This is a genomic window from Pseudomonas syringae, assembly GCF_002157375.1.
Classification (GTDB): domain Bacteria; phylum Pseudomonadota; class Gammaproteobacteria; order Pseudomonadales; family Pseudomonadaceae; genus Aquipseudomonas; species Aquipseudomonas syringae_T.
The window spans coordinates 208,810-227,711 of record NZ_MTSA01000005.1 but is presented as its reverse complement, the minus strand read 5'-3'; the positions used below and the strand labels follow the sequence as shown (position 1 = coordinate 227,711).

Genomic DNA, 18,902 nt, shown 5'->3' with positions numbered 1-18,902 from the left:
TTTATTTTGGTTGTGGCAGTACGTAAGCAGGTGCAATCCAGTGCAAATAGGCTATCCAAAGCCGGGTCAGCCTGACGGCCACCCGGAGAGCCGGGGGGCGAGGGTGATCTCGTTTCAGTGGGCGAGCAGCGCTCGGCCCATCAATCGGTGCGTAGCACCAGCAAGTGTTCGACCAAGGGGGCGAGGTCGAGGGTGTTGACCGCATCAAGTTGCTCGATCAACGCTGCCGGCCAGGCGTGCATGCCGTTACAGGCACCCAGCATGGCACCGAGAATGGCGGCAATCGTGTCAGTGTCGCCGCCCAGGCTCGCCGCCATGCACACCGCGTCGAACGGGCTGAGCGTGCTGCTCGCCACTCGGTGGGCGAGGGTGAAGGCCGCAACCACCGATTCTTGTGAGGCGACCGAAGTGCCAATCACATCATGCACTCGGTCGGCCAGTTGCTCGTCCGTGCAGTCGGCGCAAAGCGCCTTGGCCCAGTAAATGCGCGCGGCGATACGTCCACCCGCAACCCAATGGCCATGGCGTTCGGCACTCAGGGCCACCTCCGCGCCTGTCTCCAAAGCGTCAGCCAGGGACGCGCCATTGATCCCGGCGGACACCACGGCCGCGACCGCGGCTGCGCTGGAGATGCCCAGCGTGGTGTTGTGGGTGACCTGACAGGCCTGCACCACCTGCGTCAGAAACGCCTCGCGGTTGCCCACATTGGCCGCGATGCCTACCGGGGTGATCCGCATGGCCGCGCCGTTGGTGGTGCCGAAGCGGCCGGCCTCTTCAGGGCTGTGGCCATTAAGGATCATTTCAATCGCACGTTTGGTCGAAGGCCCCAGCAGGTCGTGGGAGCCCTTGGCTTTCATCGCGGCTTCCCACTCGATCAGGCTGTGAGCCAGCGCCGTTGGGTCGATGCTACCGCCGCCAGCCACCAGCAGATGAGCCACCAGGATGGCCTGTTCGGTGTCATCGGTGATGGCGCCGGCTGGCATATTGGGTGCTATCGGCTGGTCGGCATCGGCGCCGATCAGCGTACTGATACGGCCATAGCGTTGCAGGATTAACGCGCGCGGCAGTGATTGCGTCGGCATGCCCAAAGCGTCGCCCAGGGCCAGGCCATAAAAAGCGCCCAGGCCTCGGTCTTGCAGAAATGCTGTGCTCATATGGAGGATCCGAAGGCGAGATGAAGGCGAAAATGCACGGGATCCAACAGGCTCTCTACGTGCTCCATAAACCGTTCACGGCGGTCAAAGGTCGTGCGCACGGCCTTGAGAAACACCGTGCCCGGGTCCCGCGCCAGCAGCCTGGCGTCTTCGCGATTCAAAGGCTCTGCGCCGATCCATTGGTCGCCCTTGTCGCCAATAAAACCATGAGCGGCCATGGTCACCGTCAGTGACTGTTCCAGCAGGCCCTGTTGCGGCAGATTTTCCAGGCCATCGACCGCTGGAATCAAGGCCCGCTCCAAGGAAACGATACTGCCATCGGCGGCGATACGGCGGCGGTCCAGAGCCACCAGGCTGGAGGTGCCCAGGCGCACTTCCAGGTCTGGCCGTTGCACCGCTACCAGACGCAGGATTTCCGTACGCACGCTGGCGCCAGTGTCGGCCAAGGCTTGGGCCCAGCCGGCGTGCTGGTCCAGGCTAAAACCATCGTAGGTGACAATCGAGCCCACACCGGTCTGGGTGGCAATGAAGTTACGCCGCTTGAGCTCGGACAACGCTTCGCGCAGCGTGCCTCGGCTGACATTAAACTCCTGGGCCAGAAGATTTTCCCCGGGCAGCAGGGCACCGGAGCTCATCTGACCGCTTTCGATACGGCGGATCAGCTCGGTGACAACCTGGGTTTTTTTGTCGAATCGAACCTGTCTAGTCATGTACATTTTATAGAGCCAGTCTGGACCTGAATGCAAGGTCTTTTTGCATGCCAACCGGCGATGCGACGCATCGGCGCACGGGGTGACTGGTTTCATCCTCTCTGGAATCGGCAGCGTGTGATTTGTCGTGAGAGGCTGGTGGACTGTGGATTGGGGCATCCTTTTAAAGCCATCCCAAGCGTGCCCTCAGATACGCCCACAAACTGGAAGTGAATGGAACTCCACGTTCTTATAGAAAGACAAAAACGATCAGATAAGCTGATTGCCCGACGCCCCCTAAAGACTATCCGGATCCCCAAAAAACATTTTGACTTGGCTCTAGGACGGTGTTTTCAGGCGGAAAAATTCAAATGTGCCCCCAGTTTTGCCCCCAGTAGCGCGGGATATGCGGGCGATCGAGATTGGCGATCTCTGAGGCGGAGCAGGGTGGTCGTCGATGGCTTTCAATGTACGTCAGACTCGGCTTGCACGGGGGATGCCTGGATGATTGGTCGCCTAGGGCAGGGCACCAAGCGCCTGGTAGGTGGGTAGGGTACAACTTGACTATCGACTCGGTAATTTCCGCCCGGTCTGGGCTGATCGGAGCGGTACCATTGATAGGTTGGTGGATGAGAGGACACGGGTGCATCCAGTGCCTTACTATGCCCCAACTGACATAGCGTTTCTTCCATTCATGGCCAAATTCTTTCCAGCACTCGATCATGCGGAATTCCGCAGCAAAGGCGAATTTACGCTTTTTCAGGAACTAGCGGCACTTGACGATGGGTTTGTCGTCATCCACTCGCTACCTTGGCTACGCGGCCGGACAAAGCGGGTGTACTCGCAGGATCTGCAGCACTACCTGCGAGTTTCCTTAGAGAGGATGCACCTGTCTGGCGAGGTGGACTTCGTAATCTTACATGCGGAACTGGGTATGCTTTGCATAGAGACGAAGTCAGGTTTGTATCAGCCGTCGGGCGTTCGATTTATTCACGAACGTGACGGTTATGAAATCGATCCTCTGAATCAGGTCAAGGACAACGCTTTCGTTCTCGTCGATATGTTGCAATCGTGGCAGATGAAGTGCCCAGTCGGTTACGCAGTGCATTTTCCAGACTTCGATCTGGAGAGTTCGCAAATCGCCAGTGCATACGTGCCGCTCGACCGGCAGTTGCCCGACGGTATTCTAATCCTCCAAAAGCACCGTCAGGACATGCCTTCGCGCATCGTGCAATTGATGGCGCACTGGAAGTCCGCACTGAACTACAACATCAAGGATAATTTCAGCCATGAAATCAAACAATTTCTCGACTCCGTCTGGCCGCGGGAATTACGGGAAGGGGCTCTTGGCCGGAAAATCGTTGCGGACAGCGAGTTGTGGCTTCAATTAGACAAAAAGCAGGCGAATCAGGTGGCATTGTGCGTCGACTCTGATCGAAGGTTGATCGCGGGGTTTTCGGGCAGCGGCAAGACGTTGATAGCGCGTTCTCTTGCTGAGCAGTTTGTCGCTCGGGACCTCAAGGTACTGTTCCTTCTGAAGAACCGCCAGATTACGCATAAGGTGGCCGCTCAATTGAGCCAGTTTGGCCGGGCCGTGACAGTTCAAACCTTTCATTCCTACTGCGAGTCCCAGGGCAAGCGGAACAGGGAAAACAGCTCCGGCGAGCCCAACTATGACGAGCATCACCTGGCCCTGCATGGGTCGGTAGATGATCAGTACGCGGCGTTGATCGTCGATGAGGCCCAGGCGCTCAATGAGGCCGATCACTTGGCGCTGCGCGACCATTTCGCCAACGCACGCAAGTTCGTTTTTGCTGATGAGCTCCAGGTACTACCCGGGATCGAAAAAGGCAGTTCCTATCGATTTCTGGAGGATACCTATGGCGAGCGATTCTTCTATCTGACAACGGTCTACCGGAATCCCGGAGGCATCACTCAGACGATGATGGAGATGCTACCGCCACGACATGAGGTGAATTGCCCTCGGCCGATCTCCGTGGAGGACTTGTGCAGAAGCATTAGCTGGGATGTTTCCAAGACAATCCAGACCATGACGGCGAACCTCGCTAAATCCGGTGTCATGAACGAGGACTTGATCGTGCTCAGTCAGTTCTCCTCGTCGCTTGAGGAGATCGGTGTTCCACGCTCCACTATCTCGGCGTATCGCGGTATGGAGGCGCCAGTCGTCATCGTCGTAGCAGGCTTCGAAATGGATGACATTACATTGGCTTGCGCTCTCGGACGAGCCACGACCCGTGCCTATATCATCGTGCCTATTGAACTGCTTGTGGGTCAGAGCAGCGTAAAATCAGATTTCCTTCGCAAAGGTTTGGAGAATATTGATCGCAAATCAGTGCTCGATCAGGATGCCCGTGCTCCGGCCCCACGGTTTATCGTTAACAGAATGCGGAAATACGCCGACTTGGGCGGAAGACACGAAATCTTCGGCGAAGGATTTGTTTACGCAAGCCGATGGAGGCGATGGGTATATGAAGGCGGCGCCAGATGGAGCAATCGCGGAGTTCAGCTTTGGGGCTGGTGGATATCGCTATCGACAGGTCTTTCCATAGCTGGAATCGACTTTGTGCGTAATGAACTGACAGAGGGCTATCTCAAGCCCTGCACCGAATGCAATACGATGACACCGCATAACATGTACGGTGCGTGTCTGACTTGCCTCGCAGAACCATTGGACGAGGCCAATGTTTTTGAGATCGCCCAGCAGGCGGTTGAATTGGGGGCTGCGCGATCAATGAAGCGGGGGCAATCTTTAATCAAGGTGGCGGCACTGGTCGGCAATTTTGAATTTCCGCGCTCTAATGACCCTGTGTATGGGATTACTGAAGTCCCTGTCCTATTCCTCGCCACTACGATCGTCGAGTTTCGGATGCGCAACGAGGCGACCGTTGCCACCAAATCCCAAGTAGTACAATGGTTGCGGGAAGGGTTGGTACCCAGTGATTTAGATGACTCCATCGAGAGCCTTGCGGGCCGAACAATAGGCAGTCTCTGCGGGCAGAAGCTCATGGTGAAGATTGAGGCCGGCAAGTACCGACTAACCAATCCTCAATAGCCTCGTAAAGGTGGGGCTCCTTGAGTCTCCGGTCTGCCTGGTCAGATCTAGGTCTCAAGTTTTCGATAAAGCTGCGCTGCTCAACCGTAATTTTGAGATCTCTTGCCCTTGGAAATAAAGGTCGCGTTGAACGCTGGAACATCTTTGAATTATCAACTTTTCCGGAGCCTTGACTGTCAGATGAAAGGCTAGTTTTACCAACTCTGGGGCGATCACTTCATCGTTGCCGTTGAAGTTCGGTTCCTGGTTTGCATGGGAAGTGTCAGCCCCTCCGATTTTGAGTTGCTCGGACAGAGCTAACGCGAGAATGCTAATTAACTAATTGATTTTTAACGATTAATTCCTTGGGTGGAAAACGAGTCTGTACGGAGGTGGTGTTGTTCGCTCATCGATTCCAGTGTCCACCGTTCCGCTGAAAGCTTCAGGCCGGTCTATCGAATCGCAGAGTGTCCGGTCGGAGCTATCCTCATCAATAGCCCACTTGGCCCAAGGCTGGGGGCATCCTTTCAAACCATCCCAAGCATGCCCTCAGATATGCCCCCAATGTAGCAATACACTGGAAGTGAATGGAGCTCCATGGTTTGTGGAAAAGGCAGAAATGATCAAACTGAACAGCCTGCCCGACGACGCCTACAGACTCTCAGGGTCGCCAAAAAACATCTGAATCCGCGACCGCAACCAACGCTCCCCCGGGTCATTATCCTGCGCGCCGCGCCAGGCCATGTGCAGTTCGAAGGTTCGGGTTTCAATCGGCAGGTCTTCAGCGCGTACGCCTCCTGCTGCGGTCAGCACTTGTGCGGCGTAGTCCGGAACGGTGGCGACGATGTCGGTGCCGGTGAGCAGTGTGGCCAGGCCGTTGAACTGTGGCACGGCGAGGACGACGTGACGTTTGCGGTCCAGTTTCTCCAGGTGCTCGTCGATGAAGCCGCTGAGGTCGCCGGCGAATGACACCAGTGCGTGGGGGCGTGCGCAGAAGTCGTCGAGGCTCAACGGGCCGGGTATCGAGTCGGCGCGCAACAGTTGTGGCTTGCTTCTGCGCAATACCTTGCGTTTGGCATTGGCGGGCAGGTCCTGGGTGTAGCTGACACCGACCGAGATTTCCCCGGAGGCCAGCAACGGCGGCATCAGGATGTAATTGACCCGCCTGACGACCAGCACGATTCCCGGCGCTTCGGAGCGCAAGCGCTTGAGCAGGGTCGGCAATAATGCAAATTCGACGTCGTCCGACAGGCCGATGCGAAACACCGAGGTGCTGGTGGCCGGGTCGAACTCCGATGCCCGGCTGACCGCTGTCGAAATGGAGTCCAGCGCCGGGGAGAGCAGGGCGAAGATTTCCGTAGCGCGGGCGGTCGGCTCCATGCTGCGACCGGTGCGCACGAACAGCGGGTCGTCGAACAGCCCACGCAGGCGAGAGAGCGCGGCGCTGATGGCTGGCTGGCCGAGAAACAGTTTTTCCGCCGCACGCGTGACGCTGCGTTCATGCATCAGGGTTTCGAAAACGATGAGCAGGTTGAGGTCGACGCGACGCAGGTCGTTACGATTCATGCGGAGTATCTCGGGCCATTTGTCGGTTGAGGACGTGAGCAGGGTGCGATAGTACGAGCAAATGCTGCCGAGGCGCAGCGAAAATTGACAATCAGGTCGCGGAATTTGCGCACGGCTTGCAATGTTTCGTCGACATGCGAACAATGGCGACCATTATGCCTAAGGCGTCAAGACGCTGTCTGGCCGCGACATCCAGCTCACAGGACACAATCGATGACAGGCATGTCGACTATTAATAGCCACCGATGGTGTTGCCGGCAATGCCCGGATAAAGTTTGTGGCATCAAGGTTCACCAGGCGAGGTTCTAAATGTCCCGCACGATCCGTTTTCACCAGTTTGGCCCGGCCGAGGTGCTCAAGCTCGAAGAGCAGCCTGTCGCGTCGCCTGTATCCGGCGAGGTGCAGGTGCGCGTCCAGGCCATCGGTGTCAGCTGGTACGACGTTCTCTGGCGGCAAAATCTCGCGTCCACTCAGGCCCGGCTGCCTGCCGGTCTGGGTTATGAGATGGCGGGCGTGGTCACCGCGCTTGGCGATGGGGTCGATGACCTGCAGGTCGGCGACAAGGTGGCCAGCTTTCCGGCGGCCGACGCCAACCAGCACCCGGTCTACGGCGAGTCCATCGTGTTACCGCGTCGTGCGCTGACTCGTTATCCGGACATCCTGACACCGGTCCAGGCCAGCGTGCATTACACGCCGTATCTGGTGGCGTATTTCGCCTATGTCGATCTGGCGCGCATCAAGGCTGGCCAGACCGTGCTGGTCACCGACGCCAGCCATTGTTCTGGTCCGGCGTTCGTGCAACTGGGCAAGGCGTTGGGCGTCCGCGTCATTGCGGCCACCAAAACGGACGATGCCCGTGAGTACCTGCTGTCGCTGGGTGCCGACAAGGTTGTGGTCACTGAAGAGCAGGACCTGTTGATGGCGATCAACAAGTACACCGACAACCGTGGTGTCGACGCAGTCTTCGACGGCCTCGGCGGCCCGCAGATGTCGATCATGGGCGACGTGCTTGCACCCCGTGGCAGCCTGGTGCTGTATGGCCTGCAAGGCGGCAATCAAACGCCGTTCCCGGCCTGTGCCGCCTTTCAGAAGAACATCCAGTTTTACGTGCATTGCCTGGGTAACTTCACCGGTAAGCCTGAGTTGGGGATTACGCAGGATCAAGAAGCACTGCAGCGTGCATTGCAGGACATCAACCAGATGACCGCCGACAAGGTGCTGAAGCCGTTGCAAACACGCAGCTTCCCGTTCGAGCACGTGGTGCAAGCGCACCGTTACATGGATGTCTGCCCGATTGGCGGGCGTGCGGTGCTGGAAGTCGAGTCGGTCTGAATCGGTACGCCGTCCTGGTCGCAGTTGTTGTCTTGAAAGCCTTCCGTCCGGAAGGCTTTTTGCATTTAGCGTCGGAATAAACCACTGTTAATCACTATTTTCAGCGGGCCAGGCGTCAGGGGCTGGAGAGTTCCGAGGGGCATGAAGTTGTATCGTTTTTTCAGTTGAGGTGGAGGGTTTATTCGGGTTTATCAAGTCTGTCAGTGAGGGTGTTGTGCAGTAGGCGTTTCCTACAGGTCATGACGAAGACTTGAACTGGACAAATGATAAAGCGTGCCGCAAAGCCTTGGCTGGGTTGCCTGCAAGGCGCAAGCTGACAAATATTAAATAACCGGGATGTTAATGAACTCATCGCGCGGATAAACAGCAAGTTTAAGATAAGTATAATAATCGCAAGCGTGTACGCTTTTCAAAAGCAAACTGTATATTGTAATTATCCTGAGGGTCCTGATAATACTTCGGTCATTATTACTCAGGGAATGAGTCATGCCCGACCACACACTTGATTGTCAGCCTGATGTTCGATGCTGTGCCCGCGCCTTGTTGTGTTTTGAACGACAGGCAGGTGACGCACAATGAGCTCCATTCACGAACAAGCCATGAATTACGTCTACCAACAAGTGCTGCAACGTGTCTTGGGGTATTTCACGCGTGCGGAACGAACAGCGCTGCAGTTGTTGATTCAGCGGTTGATTGTTGCGGCTGGCGGGATCGAGCGGATTTCCGGTTTCAAGGTGTTGGTGCCCTTTGGCGGTGGCAAAGACAGCGCCTATACGCTGGCTTTTTTACGCGCTGCTCAGTTGAGCATTGCCTGTCGATCGCCGGGTACGTTCAGCTTGCGGGTCGCCAATCGGCGTCACGCGGGCATGACGCCAGCGGTCATGGACAATATCCACCGTACGTATTCCGCGTTGTTTCTTTATGACGACCCCCGTGTCGAAATGCTGGTGATCGACAATCAGTACACCCAGGCCTTCGAGCCGGACCTGCCTTTTTCCAGCGCAGGCCGGGAGCAGAATCGCCTGGACATGTTGCTGGGCGGTCATCTGTCCGCAGGAGACGCCCGCACCACGTTTTGTAACGCCTGTTATCTGGGGAGGGCGGAGTTTCTAGGGCGTGCGCTGAGCTGGGGCAACGGTGTCGATGCGGTGGTCAGTGGCGATTCGCGCAGGGAGCAAAAGCAGTACATCACCTGGATCATGCGGCTGGCCCAGCGCACCGGGCAATACTCGGGCAGTTGGGGCAGCCAGACCCTGAGCGGCGTGCTCAAGGTAATCGACACCATCGGCCAGGCCTATTATCACGAGCTGTACGGGGAGGGCGATGAAGGCCCGCGAGCGCCGCGCCCCAACGCCTACCCGGAGAAGGTCAGTACACCCGCGTTTATCACCATTGCCGATCTGGTCAGCTGCAAGGCAGACGAACACTGGACCCTGCTCACCGAGTTTCTGGATTTCCGCTTCGACGATCTGTCGTTCAGCTTCAGTGAGTCGGATTGCGCCAACCCTCTGCTCATGGCCCACATGCGCGGCCTGAACGCTCAACATGTGCAAGGGCGTCATTACGCAGACGGGATAGCCGAGTACCTGCAACTGGCAACGTCGCTGATGCGCAGAAAGCAGATGCCGAAACGACTGGTCGATCAGGCGCTTGGCGCTTATGCCGGTCGAGCGCGTATCGACGCGCGTCGCGAGCTGGCGTCCAGCTTCGCTCAGGACGGGTTCGGTCTGAACGAGGCTCAACTGGTCTGCATGCTGTTCTCGCCATTTGTGAATCAGGGCGACGGCCTGGAGTCGTTTCTGCGTCGCTGTCATCCCGGCATGCTGGTCGCGCTGCCGGATCTGCACAAAGCGCTGTCAGGCTCGACTGCCCCGGATCAGGTGATGCAATGGCTGGTGGAAATCAGCGGCTTGAGTCTCAAATCATTGCAGAATCTCTACGGCAAGCAGCGGGTGGACTTCGCTGACGATCACTCGATCATTGCCCGTATACGCGCTGCCGACCCTGATAAACGGCGAATCATGACCGTTGACCCGTCTACCGGTCAGGCCGTGGCCGAAGTGCTTTCCGGACGCTGAGCCGGGTCAGACCACGACCATTGACTGCATCCGCTGTACGCCATGTTGAATTTTCCGAAGCCTGTTGGGGCTGATCGCCGGATGGCCTTTCATGAACAATAAACCGGATTTCGCCTATCAGGCGGTGTATCGCTATCTCGTGCGTCTGGTTGACCAGGAGCAAGGCGGGCAGGCGTTCAAGTTGCCGTCTCTTCGCCAGTTGGCACAGCGGCTGTGTGTTTCGATCTCCACGGTACAAAGTGCGTATTCGCTGCTGGAGAAAGAAGGGCGGGTCTATTCGCTGCCCAAGTCTGGCTACTATTCTGCACCGCGTAGCGAGGAAGGGCATGCAGTGCGCGATGACGAAGGCGACTTGTTGCATGCCTTGCAACATAACGCCTGGCACCCGGGCATGGTGCTGCTGGGCAGCGATGAGCCTACGCTGCTGCATCCACTGGACAGCCCGCTGGTGGCGATGGAACGCGAGTTGATTCGGCACTATCCACGCCCTCGGGCGGCAGGCTTTCAGCCCTTCGGCGAACCGGAATTGCGCACCGCACTGGCGGCCCGTTACACCCGTGATGCGCAGCACTGCTGGCACGCCGAACACGTCTATATCACGCCTGACCTGCCAGGGGCGTTCAAGGCTGTCCTCGAAACCCTGGGGTTGCGCGGCGCGAGTGTACTGGTGGAATCGCCCTGTGCCTGGACGTTGTTGCATTTGCTGCAATCATTTGACATTCAGGTCGTCGAATTGCCGTTGAGTCAGACGGGCAGCCTCGATCCGGAGCAGCTTGATCAATTGTTGCAGAGGCACCCCATCCGTCTCGCTGTGTTGCCTTCGGTGCTGAACCCGGTTCGAGGCAGCGTTCGACTGCCGAACAATAACCAGGCGATTGCCAACGTGCTCAATCGCCACAAGGTATGGGTGCTGGAAAATGACAGCCATAGCGCGCTGCGGTTTGTTCCAGCCCCAGTCCATTTGCGTCACCTGATTGACCCACAGCGCCTGGTGATCATCGGTGCGTTCGACAAGAGTCTGGGGCCTGAAGCACCTTATGGTTATCTGCTGTGCAAAAACCCTGACGTGCAATGGCAGCGGTATTTTCTGCTGCGGGCGTTCAGGCTGCCCCCGGTTCGCCAGCGGGCCATCGCAAGGCTCTCCGGCAATGGACGTCTGGATGCGTACCTTAAGGCGTTGCGGCATGTTCTGGTCATGCGCATGCAGGCCATGACCCGGCAACTGGATGAGCGGCTGGACGGGCTGCTGCGCTATGAGGTGCCTGAAGGTGGCTGCGGAATCTGGGCCGAAAGCATGCATCGGGTTGATATGCGCCAGGTGTGCCATACGCTGTTGGCCAAACGCATCGTCATGACGCCGGGTGAGCTGTTCAGCCGCCAGGACACTTACGGGCAACATCTGCGCATCAGCTACGCCATTGACTGGAGTGAGGCTCCGGCCATATTGCTGACTGAGCTGGCACAGGCCTTGAGGAGTGCGCGTCTGTCTTGACCCGTGGTCTGACAGGCCGTCGATCCATTTGTATTTGCCAGACAGGATTCAAGGCTGTTAACTGGACGCCTGTCCAGTACTGACATCAACGGCTATTTTCTGCAGTGACCCTTATTGCCCCTCCAGATCCTGATCGCGTACACGACGTCGGCAGCCATTCGCCCACACGTTATGAGGTAGCCGTGCGCGCGTTGTGCGAGTTCACGGCCAAGGCAGGCGATCTTGACCTGCGCTTCACGCCGTCGCCGACCGCTCAGGAAGGTATTGCCGGGCACCGTACGGTGGCTTCGCGGCGTGGCGCCGATTATCAGGCCGAGCTGTCGTTGACGGGGGACTACCGCGAGCTGACGGTGCGCGGCAGGGCGGACGGCTATGACGCAGGCCGCAACCAGCTGGAAGAAGTGAAGACTTATCGCGGCGAGCTGGACGCCATGCCGGCCAACCATCGTCAATTGCACTGGGCGCAAGTGAAGGTCTACGGCTGGCTGCTTTGCCAGCGTTTGCAGCTTGAGGAAGTGACGCTGGCGCTGGTGTATTTCAATATCGTCAGTGAGCAGGAAACCCTGATTCGTGAGCCGTTCAGCGCCGCGACCCTGCAACAGTTCTTCGAACAGCAGTGCGCGTTATTCCTTGGCTGGGCACAACAAGAGCTGGCGCACACCCGAGCACTTCATGAGGCGCTGGGTGATCTGAAGTTTCCTCATGCCGCGTTTCGCACCGGGCAGCGGGTGCTGGCCGAGTCGGTGTACAAGGCGGTGAGCACCGGCTGTTGCCTGATGGCTCAGGCACCCACGGGCATCGGCAAGACCGTGGGCACACTGTTCCCGTTGCTCAAAGCGGTACCCGGTCAGAAGCTCGACAAGGTTTTCTTCCTGACGGCCAAGACCCCGGGACGTCGATTGGCGCTGGATGCACTGGGGGTGATCAGACACAGTGCGCCTGAACTCAAACTGCGGGTGCTGGAGCTGGTGGCGCGGGACAAGGCGTGTGAACACCCCGACAAAGCCTGCAATGGGGAGTCCTGTCCGCTGGCCAAAGGGTTTTACGACCGCCTGCCTGCGGCTCGCTCGGCTGCGCTGGCGTCGCCCTGGCTGAATCAGGCGGGTGTTCGCAGCGCGGCTTTGCTGCATCAGGTGTGTCCTTACTACCTGAGCCAGGAACTGGCGCGTTGGGCCGACGTGGTGATCGCCGATTACAACTATTATTTCGACCTGAGTGCGCTGCTGTTCGGCCTCGGTCAGCTCAACCAGTGGCGTGTCGCGGTGCTGGTCGATGAAGCGCACAACATGGTCGAGCGAGCACGGCAGATGTACAGCGCCAGCCTGGATCAGAGCCAGTTGAAAGCCTTGATCCAGATTGCGCCCGAACCGGTGAAAAAAGGCCTGCAGCGCGTGGATCGGCAATGGAATGCCCTGCACAAGGCGCAGCCGGGTGCCTATCAGGCTTACCCGGCGGCACCGGAGAAGTTCATCAACAGCCTGAACCAGTGCATTTCGACCATCGGTGATCATTTCAACGAGCACCCGCAGGCGGTAGATGGCACGTTGCAGGGGTTTTATCTGGAAGCCATCGGGTTTGCGCGGATCGCCGAGCTGTTCGATGAGCATTTCATCTTCGATATCGCCCGGCGCGAGGCGGGCGGCAAGCGCGTGCTGTCCCGCCTGAGCCTGCGCAATGTGGTGCCCGCACGCTTCATTCGTCCGCGTCTGAGCGCAGCACGCAGCACGGTGTTGTTCTCCGCAACACTCAATCCGCGGCATTACTACTCGGACCTGTTGGGGCTGCCGGCCAATACGGCGTGGATCGACGTGGAGTCACCTTTCCATCACGATCAACTGGACGTGCGCATCGTCAGCCGTATTTCAACCCGTTTCACGCACCGTCAGGCGTCGCTGGCGCCGATTGTCGAGCTGATGGCAGCGCAGTTTAAGAAGCTGCCGGGCAATTATCTGGCGTTTTTCAGCAGCTTCGACTACTTGCAACAAGTCGCCGAGCTGATGACGCGCACGCATCCGCACATCACCGTGTGGCAACAGGCACGAGGGATGGACGAAGGCGAACGGCAGGCGTTTCTGGAGCGTTTTACCCCCACCCGTCAGGGCATCGGCTTTGCGGTATTGGGGGGCGCTTTCGGCGAAGGCATCGACTTGCCGGGCGAACGCCTGATCGGCGCCTTCATTGCCACGCTGGGGCTGCCTCAGCTCAACCCGGTCAATGAGCAGTTCAAGCAGCGCATGGCTGCACTGTTCGGCGCGGGCTACGACTACACCTACCTGTACCCCGGCGTACAGAAGGTTGTGCAGGCCGCGGGGCGGGTGATTCGCAGCCAGAGTGATCGTGGTGTGGTGATGCTGATCGATGACCGCTTTGCCGAAGCCAAGGTGACACGGCTGTTTCCGGCGTGGTGGCGGCCCGAAACCTCAGAGGCTTAGGGATCGATACCCGAGCGTCGCTGTCGAACTGCCAGTAAACTGCCGCACTGATCATGGTTTTGGCTGTGGCAGCCTTTCTTTATTTTTTCGATGTTCGATGTGTTCATGGAGGTGGTATGAGTCTCAGTCCTTTCGCCGGCAAGCTGGCACCTGCGCAGTTACTGGTCGATATTCCGAGACTGGTCACGGCTTATTACACCGGCCAGCCCGATGCATCCGTGCCTGCTCAGCGCGTGGCGTTTGGCACGTCCGGGCATCGCGGCACCTCGTTCGAACTGGGCTTCAACGAATGGCATGTACTGGCCATCAGTCAGGCAATCTGCCTGTACCGCAAGGCCAACGGTATCGATGGCCCGCTGTTCCTGGGTGCCGATACCCATGCGCTGTCCACGCCTGCCGCCGCTTCTGCCCTTGAAGTGCTGGCTGCCAACGGTGTGCAGGTGATGATCTCCGAAGGTGACGAGTACACGCCGACTCCGGCGGTGTCCCACGCCATCATTTGCTACAACCGTTGTCGCACATCGGGCCTGGCTGACGGTATTGTCATCACGCCTTCGCACAACCCGCCGCAAAGCGGTGGCTTCAAGTACAACCCGCCCAATGGTGGCCCGGCCGACAGCGATATCACCAAGTGGATCGAGAACAAGGCCAACGAACTGCTGGCCGAGAAGATCAAGGGCGTATCGCGCATCAGCCATGAAAAAGCCTTGCGGGCCGATACAACCCATCGCCATGACTACGTCAACACCTACGTGGCTGACCTGAAAAGCGTCATCGATCTGGAGGCCATCCGTGATTCGGGCCTGCGTCTGGGCGTCGATCCGCTGGGCGGAGCCGGGGTGAATTACTGGGCGGCAATTGGCGAGCATTACGGCCTGAATCTGGACGTGGTCAACCAATTTGTCGACCCCACCTTCCGTTTCATGACGGTGGACTGGGACGGCCAGATTCGAATGGACCCGTCCTCCAGCCATGCCATGCAGGGCCTGATCGGCCTCAAGGATCGTTATCAGGTGGCGTTTGCCTGTGACCCTGACCACGACCGTCACGGCATCGTGACCCCGACCGGTGGGCTGATGACGCCCAACAGCTACCTCGCTGTGTCTATCGATTATCTGTTCCAGAACCGCCCTGACTGGCGCGCTGATGCAGCGGTCGGCAAGACCGTGGTCAGCAGCGGCATGATCGATCGTGTCGCCGCACGCCTGGGGCGCCGCCTCTATGAAGTGCCGGTGGGCTTCAAGTACTTCGCTCAGGGGCTGTTCGAGGGTTCGTTGGGCTTCGGCGGTGAGGAAAGCGCCGGCGCTTCGTTCCTGCGTCGCGACGGTTCGGTCTGGACCACCGACAAGGACGGTCTGATCCCGGCGCTGCTGGCCGCAGAAATGACCGCCCGTACTGGTCGCGACCCAAGCGAGATCTACAAAATCATGACCGAACAGCTCGGCGAGCCGTTCTCGACCCGTGTCGACGCCAAGGCCAACCCGCAGCAGAAGGCACTGCTGAGCAAGCTGTCGCCGGAGCAGGTCACGTCCACCGAGCTGGCAGGCGAGCCGATTCAGAAAGTGCTCAGCCATGCACCGGGCAATGATCAGGCGTTTGGCGGCGTGAAAGTCATGACTGAAAACGGCTGGTTTGCAGCGCGCCCGTCCGGCACCGAAGACATCTACAAGATCTACGCCGAGAGTTTTGTCAGCGAAGATCACCTCAAGCGTCTGGTGGCAGAAGCTCAGGTGCTGGTAGACGGGGCTATTTCGCCTAAGTAATCACTGTTCTGGTCAAATGCCTGAAAAACCTCGAACCTCACAAGGTTCGGGGTTTTTCAGCGTTTGAGGTGGGTCAATCGCGATAGAAGACTTGCACCAGGTGGTAACCGAACTTGCTTTTGATCGGCCCGTGTACGACGCGTAACGGCTTTTTGAAGATCACCTGATCGATAGCGCCGACCATTTGCCCCGGCCTGACTTCCCCCAGGTCGCCGCCACGTTTTCCGGACGGGCAGCTAGAATGTTTCCTGGCCAGCACGTCAAATGCCTCACCCTTGGCGATACGCTGTTTGAGCTGCTCGGCCTCTTCGGCGGTCTTCACCAGAATATGGCGGGCTTGGGCTTTCATGTCGCAATATCACCTGTCGCAAAAGGCTGCCATTATGCCTGCCATTGGCAATTGATGCCCAGACAGGTCGCACGCGGCTGGCAGCCGTGTCCCGCGTCATGCGTGCCGTCGTTACGGCTTTCCGTTTTTACTTTATTTGCACGGTATTGATTATGGATTTCCCGGCGTTGTTGAAGATTCTGGCCAGCCAGGATGGATCGGACCTTTATCTCTCCACCGGAGCACCGCCGTGCGCCAAGTTCAACGGGGTGCTCAAGCCGCTGGGCAGCGAAACCTTCAAGCCCGGTGACGTGGCCGCGATTGCTCAGGGTCTGATGGATGAGGAGCAAAAGCTCGAGTTTCTGCGTGAGCTGGAAATGAACCTCGCGGTGTCGCTGGCAGGCATCGGCCGGTTCCGGATCAATATCTTCATGCAGCGCAACGAAGTGTCCATCGTCGCCCGTAACATCAAGCTGGATATCCCGCGTTTCGAGGAGTTGTACCTGCCGCCCGTGCTGCTCGAGGTGGTCATGGAAAAACACGGTCTGGTGCTGTTCGTCGGGGCCACCGGATCGGGCAAGTCGACGTCCCTGGCCGCGCTGATCGATTACCGCAACCGCAATGCCAGCGGGCATATCATCACCATTGAAGATCCGGTCGAGTTCATCCATCGGCACAAGAAGTCCATCGTCAATCAGCGCGAAGTCGGCGTGGACACCCGCAGCTTTCGCGCTGCCTTGAAGAACACGCTTCGCCAGGCCCCGGATGTCATTCTGATCGGCGAGATTCGTGACCGCGAAACCATGGAGCACGCGCTGGCGTTTGCCGACACAGGGCACCTGGTGATCTCGACCCTGCACGCTAACAATGCCAACCAGGCGCTCGACCGGATCATCAACTTCTTCCCGGAAGAGCGACGTGCGCAATTGCTGCATGACCTGGGCAACAACCTCAAGGCGTTCGTTTCTCAGCGGCTGGTGAAGACACCTGACGGCAAGCGTCGCGCGGCGGTGGAGGTGATGATGGGGACGCCGACCATTCGCGACTTGATCCAGCGTAACGAACTGACCGAACTCAAGGGCATCATGGAGAAATCCGGCAGCCTTGGCATGCAGACGTTCGACACCGCGCTGTTCAATCTGGCGGTGGAAGGGGCGATCAGCGAAGAAGAAGCGTTAAAAAACGCCGACTCGCAAAACAACGTGCGTTTGCGCCTCAAGTTACACAGCGAAGGCGGGGCTGCCACGCTGACCACGCCGCCCCCGGCACCGACCGGCAGCCGCACCGCGAGCACGGCTGAATGGGGCCTGGTGGACGACGACGAGCAGGGACCGCAGGCGTAAGTTAAGCAGACATGCGCCTGCAGGCTTTAGACACGCATCGTTTGAACAACCGTCTTCGCGAACACGTTCGCACCTGCGCTCCGCTGCACACCGGTTTAGCCAGGGTGCGCAGCGGCCAGCAGTTCGCGTGTGTAGGGATGTTGCGGTGACTCGAACACATCGTGACTGGCGCCTCGCTCGATCACCTTGCCGTCCTTGACGACGATGATGTCATGGGCCAGAGCCTTGACCACCGCCAGGTCGTGGCTGATGAACAGGTAAGTCAGGCCGTGCTTTTGCTGAAGGTCGCGCAGCAGTGCGACGACCTGTTTCTGTACGGTGCGGTCCAGGGCCGAGGTGGGTTCGTCAAGCAGGATGAGCGCAGGTTTCAGCACCAAGGCCCGTGCAATGGCGATGCGTTGGCGCTGCCCTCCGGAAAACTCATGGGGATAGCGATGGCGGCTTTGTGGGTCGAGGCCGACTTCTTCCAGTGCGCGAATCACTTCGGCGTCGCACTGTGCAGAGTCCAGACGGCTGTGTACCTCAAGCCCTTCGCTGATGATTTGCGCCACGGACATACGCGGGCTTAGGCTGCCGTAAGGGTCCTGGAAAACCACCTGCATCTCTTTGCGCCACGGCCGCATCTGTTTCTGGCTGAGCCCGTCCAGCGCCTGGCCTCGAAAGCGGATGCTGCCTTGCGATTCCAGCAGGCGCAGGATCGCCTGGCCCAACGTCGATTTGCCGGAGCCCGATTCGCCGACGATGCCCAGCGTCTTGCCACGCTCGATACTCAGGCTGACGTCGTCCACCGCTTTCAGGTACTCCTGATGCCGCCGTAAAATGCCCCCGGTGAGGGAAAACCAGACCTTCAGGTGATCGACCTGCAGCACCGTTTCCCGCGTGTCGCGGGGCAGTGGTTCGCCGGCAGGCTCGGCGTCCAGCAGCAGCCGGCTGTAGGGATGCTGTGGTGACTTGAACAGCAATTTGCAATCCGACTGCTCGACAATCTCGCCGGCGCGCATCACACACACCCGCTGCGCCACGCTGTGAACCAGGTTCAGATCATGGCTGATCAGCAGCAGCGACATGTTCAGGCGTTGCTGCAATTCCTTGAGCAGCAGGAGAATCTTGCGCTGCACGGTCACGTCCAGCGCTGTGGTCGGTTCGTCGGCGATCAGCAGTTCCGGCTCGCAGGCCAGTGCCATCGCGATCATCACTCGCTGGCGCTGACCGCCGGACAGTTCATGCGGGTAGGCTTTCAGGCGTTTTTCCGGCTGTTGAATGCCGACCAGCTCCAGTAATTCGACAATCCGTTTCCGGGCCTCACGACCGCTGATCCCGCGATGCAGCAACAACGTCTCACCGATCTGTCGCGACACGCTGTGCAGCGGGTTCAGAGACGTCATGGGTTCCTGGAAGATCATGGCGATCCGATTGCCACGCAATTCGCGCAGGGTACGATCATCCGCGCCGACCAATTGTTGCCCGCGGTAAGTGATGCTGCCGGTGGTCTGCGTGCCATTGCGCGGCAAGAGCTGCAGGATCGAGTGGGCGGTGACGGATTTACCCGAGCCCGATTCGCCGACCAGCGCCAGGCATTCTCCACGCCGAACATCCAGGCTCAGGTGGCTGACCACGTTTTGCCCGTTGAAGGCGACGCAGAGGTCGCGTATTTCGATCAGGGTTTCCGGCAT

General features: G+C 58.7%; 12 protein-coding genes. 7 read left to right on the top strand and 5 right to left on the bottom strand.

Annotated features, from left to right (window positions below; all coding sequences use genetic code 11):
• Window positions 1-140 precede the first annotated feature (140 nt).
• Window positions 141-1,154, bottom strand: coding sequence for an ADP-ribosylglycohydrolase family protein (locus BW686_RS08085; protein ID WP_084915815.1), 1,014 nt, complete (start codon window positions 1,152-1,154; stop codon window positions 141-143).
• Entirely contained in the window at window positions 1,151-1,870 is a 720-nt protein-coding gene (locus BW686_RS08080) for a GntR family transcriptional regulator (RefSeq protein WP_084915814.1), read from the bottom strand. Before BW686_RS08080 ends, BW686_RS08085 begins: the two co-directional genes overlap by 4 nt.
• Before the next feature lie 667 nt (window positions 1,871-2,537).
• On the opposite strand from BW686_RS08080, the gene BW686_RS08075 reads away from it, so the two are divergent.
• On the top strand, window positions 2,538-4,916 hold the full coding sequence (locus BW686_RS08075; RefSeq protein ID WP_143514169.1) for an NERD domain-containing protein/DEAD/DEAH box helicase: 2,379 nt from the start codon (window positions 2,538-2,540) through the stop codon (window positions 4,914-4,916).
• Between the two features lie 630 nt (window positions 4,917-5,546).
• Here the strand turns inward: BW686_RS08075 and BW686_RS08070 are convergent.
• Window positions 5,547-6,461 carry a LysR substrate-binding domain-containing protein gene (locus tag BW686_RS08070; RefSeq protein WP_084915812.1) on the bottom strand — a complete coding sequence of 305 codons (915 nt, stop codon included), beginning with the start codon at window positions 6,459-6,461 and terminating at the stop codon, window positions 5,547-5,549.
• Window positions 6,462-6,770: 309 nt separating this feature from the next.
• Between BW686_RS08070 and BW686_RS08065 the strand changes: the two genes are divergently transcribed.
• The 5 genes from BW686_RS08065 to pgm all read left to right on the top strand — a co-directional run bounded on the left by BW686_RS08065 (window position 6,771) and on the right by pgm (window position 15,558).
• Window positions 6,771-7,793: a zinc-dependent alcohol dehydrogenase family protein gene (locus BW686_RS08065; protein ID WP_084915811.1), complete on the top strand. Its 1,023-nt coding sequence runs from the start codon at window positions 6,771-6,773 to the stop codon at window positions 7,791-7,793.
• A gap of 575 nt (window positions 7,794-8,368) precedes the next feature.
• Window positions 8,369-9,871, top strand: coding sequence for a hypothetical protein (locus BW686_RS08060; RefSeq protein WP_084915810.1), 1,503 nt, complete (start codon window positions 8,369-8,371; stop codon window positions 9,869-9,871).
• A 91-nt stretch (window positions 9,872-9,962) separates the two neighbouring features.
• Window positions 9,963-11,363, top strand: coding sequence for an aminotransferase-like domain-containing protein (locus tag BW686_RS08055; RefSeq protein ID WP_084915809.1), 1,401 nt, complete (start codon window positions 9,963-9,965; stop codon window positions 11,361-11,363).
• A gap of 104 nt (window positions 11,364-11,467) precedes the next feature.
• On the top strand, window positions 11,468-13,795 hold the full coding sequence (locus tag BW686_RS08050) for an ATP-dependent DNA helicase (protein ID WP_084915808.1): 2,328 nt from the start codon (window positions 11,468-11,470) through the stop codon (window positions 13,793-13,795).
• 116 nt (window positions 13,796-13,911) lie between these two features.
• Complete coding sequence (gene pgm, locus BW686_RS08045) at window positions 13,912-15,558, top strand: phosphoglucomutase (alpha-D-glucose-1,6-bisphosphate-dependent) (protein ID WP_084915807.1); 1,647 nt, start codon at window positions 13,912-13,914, stop codon at window positions 15,556-15,558.
• A 73-nt stretch (window positions 15,559-15,631) separates the two neighbouring features.
• Here the strand turns inward: pgm and BW686_RS08040 are convergent, their stop codons facing one another.
• Window positions 15,632-15,907 carry a peptidylprolyl isomerase gene (locus tag BW686_RS08040; RefSeq protein ID WP_024646289.1) on the bottom strand — a complete coding sequence of 92 codons (276 nt, stop codon included), beginning with the start codon at window positions 15,905-15,907 and terminating at the stop codon, window positions 15,632-15,634.
• Window positions 15,908-16,059: 152 nt separating this feature from the next.
• Between BW686_RS08040 and BW686_RS08035 the strand changes: the two genes are divergently transcribed.
• Window positions 16,060-17,229 (top strand): PilT/PilU family type 4a pilus ATPase, encoded by a 1,170-nt coding sequence (locus BW686_RS08035; protein WP_084915806.1) that lies wholly within the window; start codon window positions 16,060-16,062, stop codon window positions 17,227-17,229.
• Between the two features lie 95 nt (window positions 17,230-17,324).
• On the opposite strand, the gene BW686_RS08030 is transcribed toward BW686_RS08035, so the two are convergent.
• Window positions 17,325-18,902, bottom strand: coding sequence for an ABC transporter ATP-binding protein (locus BW686_RS08030; RefSeq protein ID WP_084915805.1), 1,578 nt, complete (start codon window positions 18,900-18,902; stop codon window positions 17,325-17,327).

Excerpts from the sequence above, each read along its gene's own strand:
- BW686_RS08080 (WP_084915814.1), bottom strand. The coding sequence starts at position 1,870 with ATGTACATGACTAGACAGGTTCGATTCGACAAAAAAACCCAGGTTGTC.
- BW686_RS08085 (WP_084915815.1), bottom strand. The coding sequence starts at position 1,154 with ATGAGCACAGCATTTCTGCAAGACCGAGGCCTGGGCGCTTTTTATGGC.
- BW686_RS08030 (WP_084915805.1), bottom strand. The coding sequence starts at position 18,902 with ATGCCGGAAACCCTGATCGAAATACGCGACCTCTGCGTCGCCTTCAAC.
- pgm (WP_084915807.1), top strand. The coding sequence starts at position 13,912 with ATGAGTCTCAGTCCTTTCGCCGGCAAGCTGGCACCTGCGCAGTTACTG.
- BW686_RS08065 (WP_084915811.1), top strand. The coding sequence starts at position 6,771 with ATGTCCCGCACGATCCGTTTTCACCAGTTTGGCCCGGCCGAGGTGCTC.
- BW686_RS08035 (WP_084915806.1), top strand. The coding sequence starts at position 16,060 with ATGGATTTCCCGGCGTTGTTGAAGATTCTGGCCAGCCAGGATGGATCG.
- BW686_RS08040 (WP_024646289.1), bottom strand. The coding sequence starts at position 15,907 with ATGAAAGCCCAAGCCCGCCATATTCTGGTGAAGACCGCCGAAGAGGCC.
- BW686_RS08055 (WP_084915809.1), top strand. The coding sequence starts at position 9,963 with ATGAACAATAAACCGGATTTCGCCTATCAGGCGGTGTATCGCTATCTC.
- BW686_RS08075 (WP_143514169.1), top strand. The coding sequence starts at position 2,538 with ATGGCCAAATTCTTTCCAGCACTCGATCATGCGGAATTCCGCAGCAAA.
- BW686_RS08070 (WP_084915812.1), bottom strand. The coding sequence starts at position 6,461 with ATGAATCGTAACGACCTGCGTCGCGTCGACCTCAACCTGCTCATCGTT.
- BW686_RS08060 (WP_084915810.1), top strand. The coding sequence starts at position 8,369 with ATGAGCTCCATTCACGAACAAGCCATGAATTACGTCTACCAACAAGTG.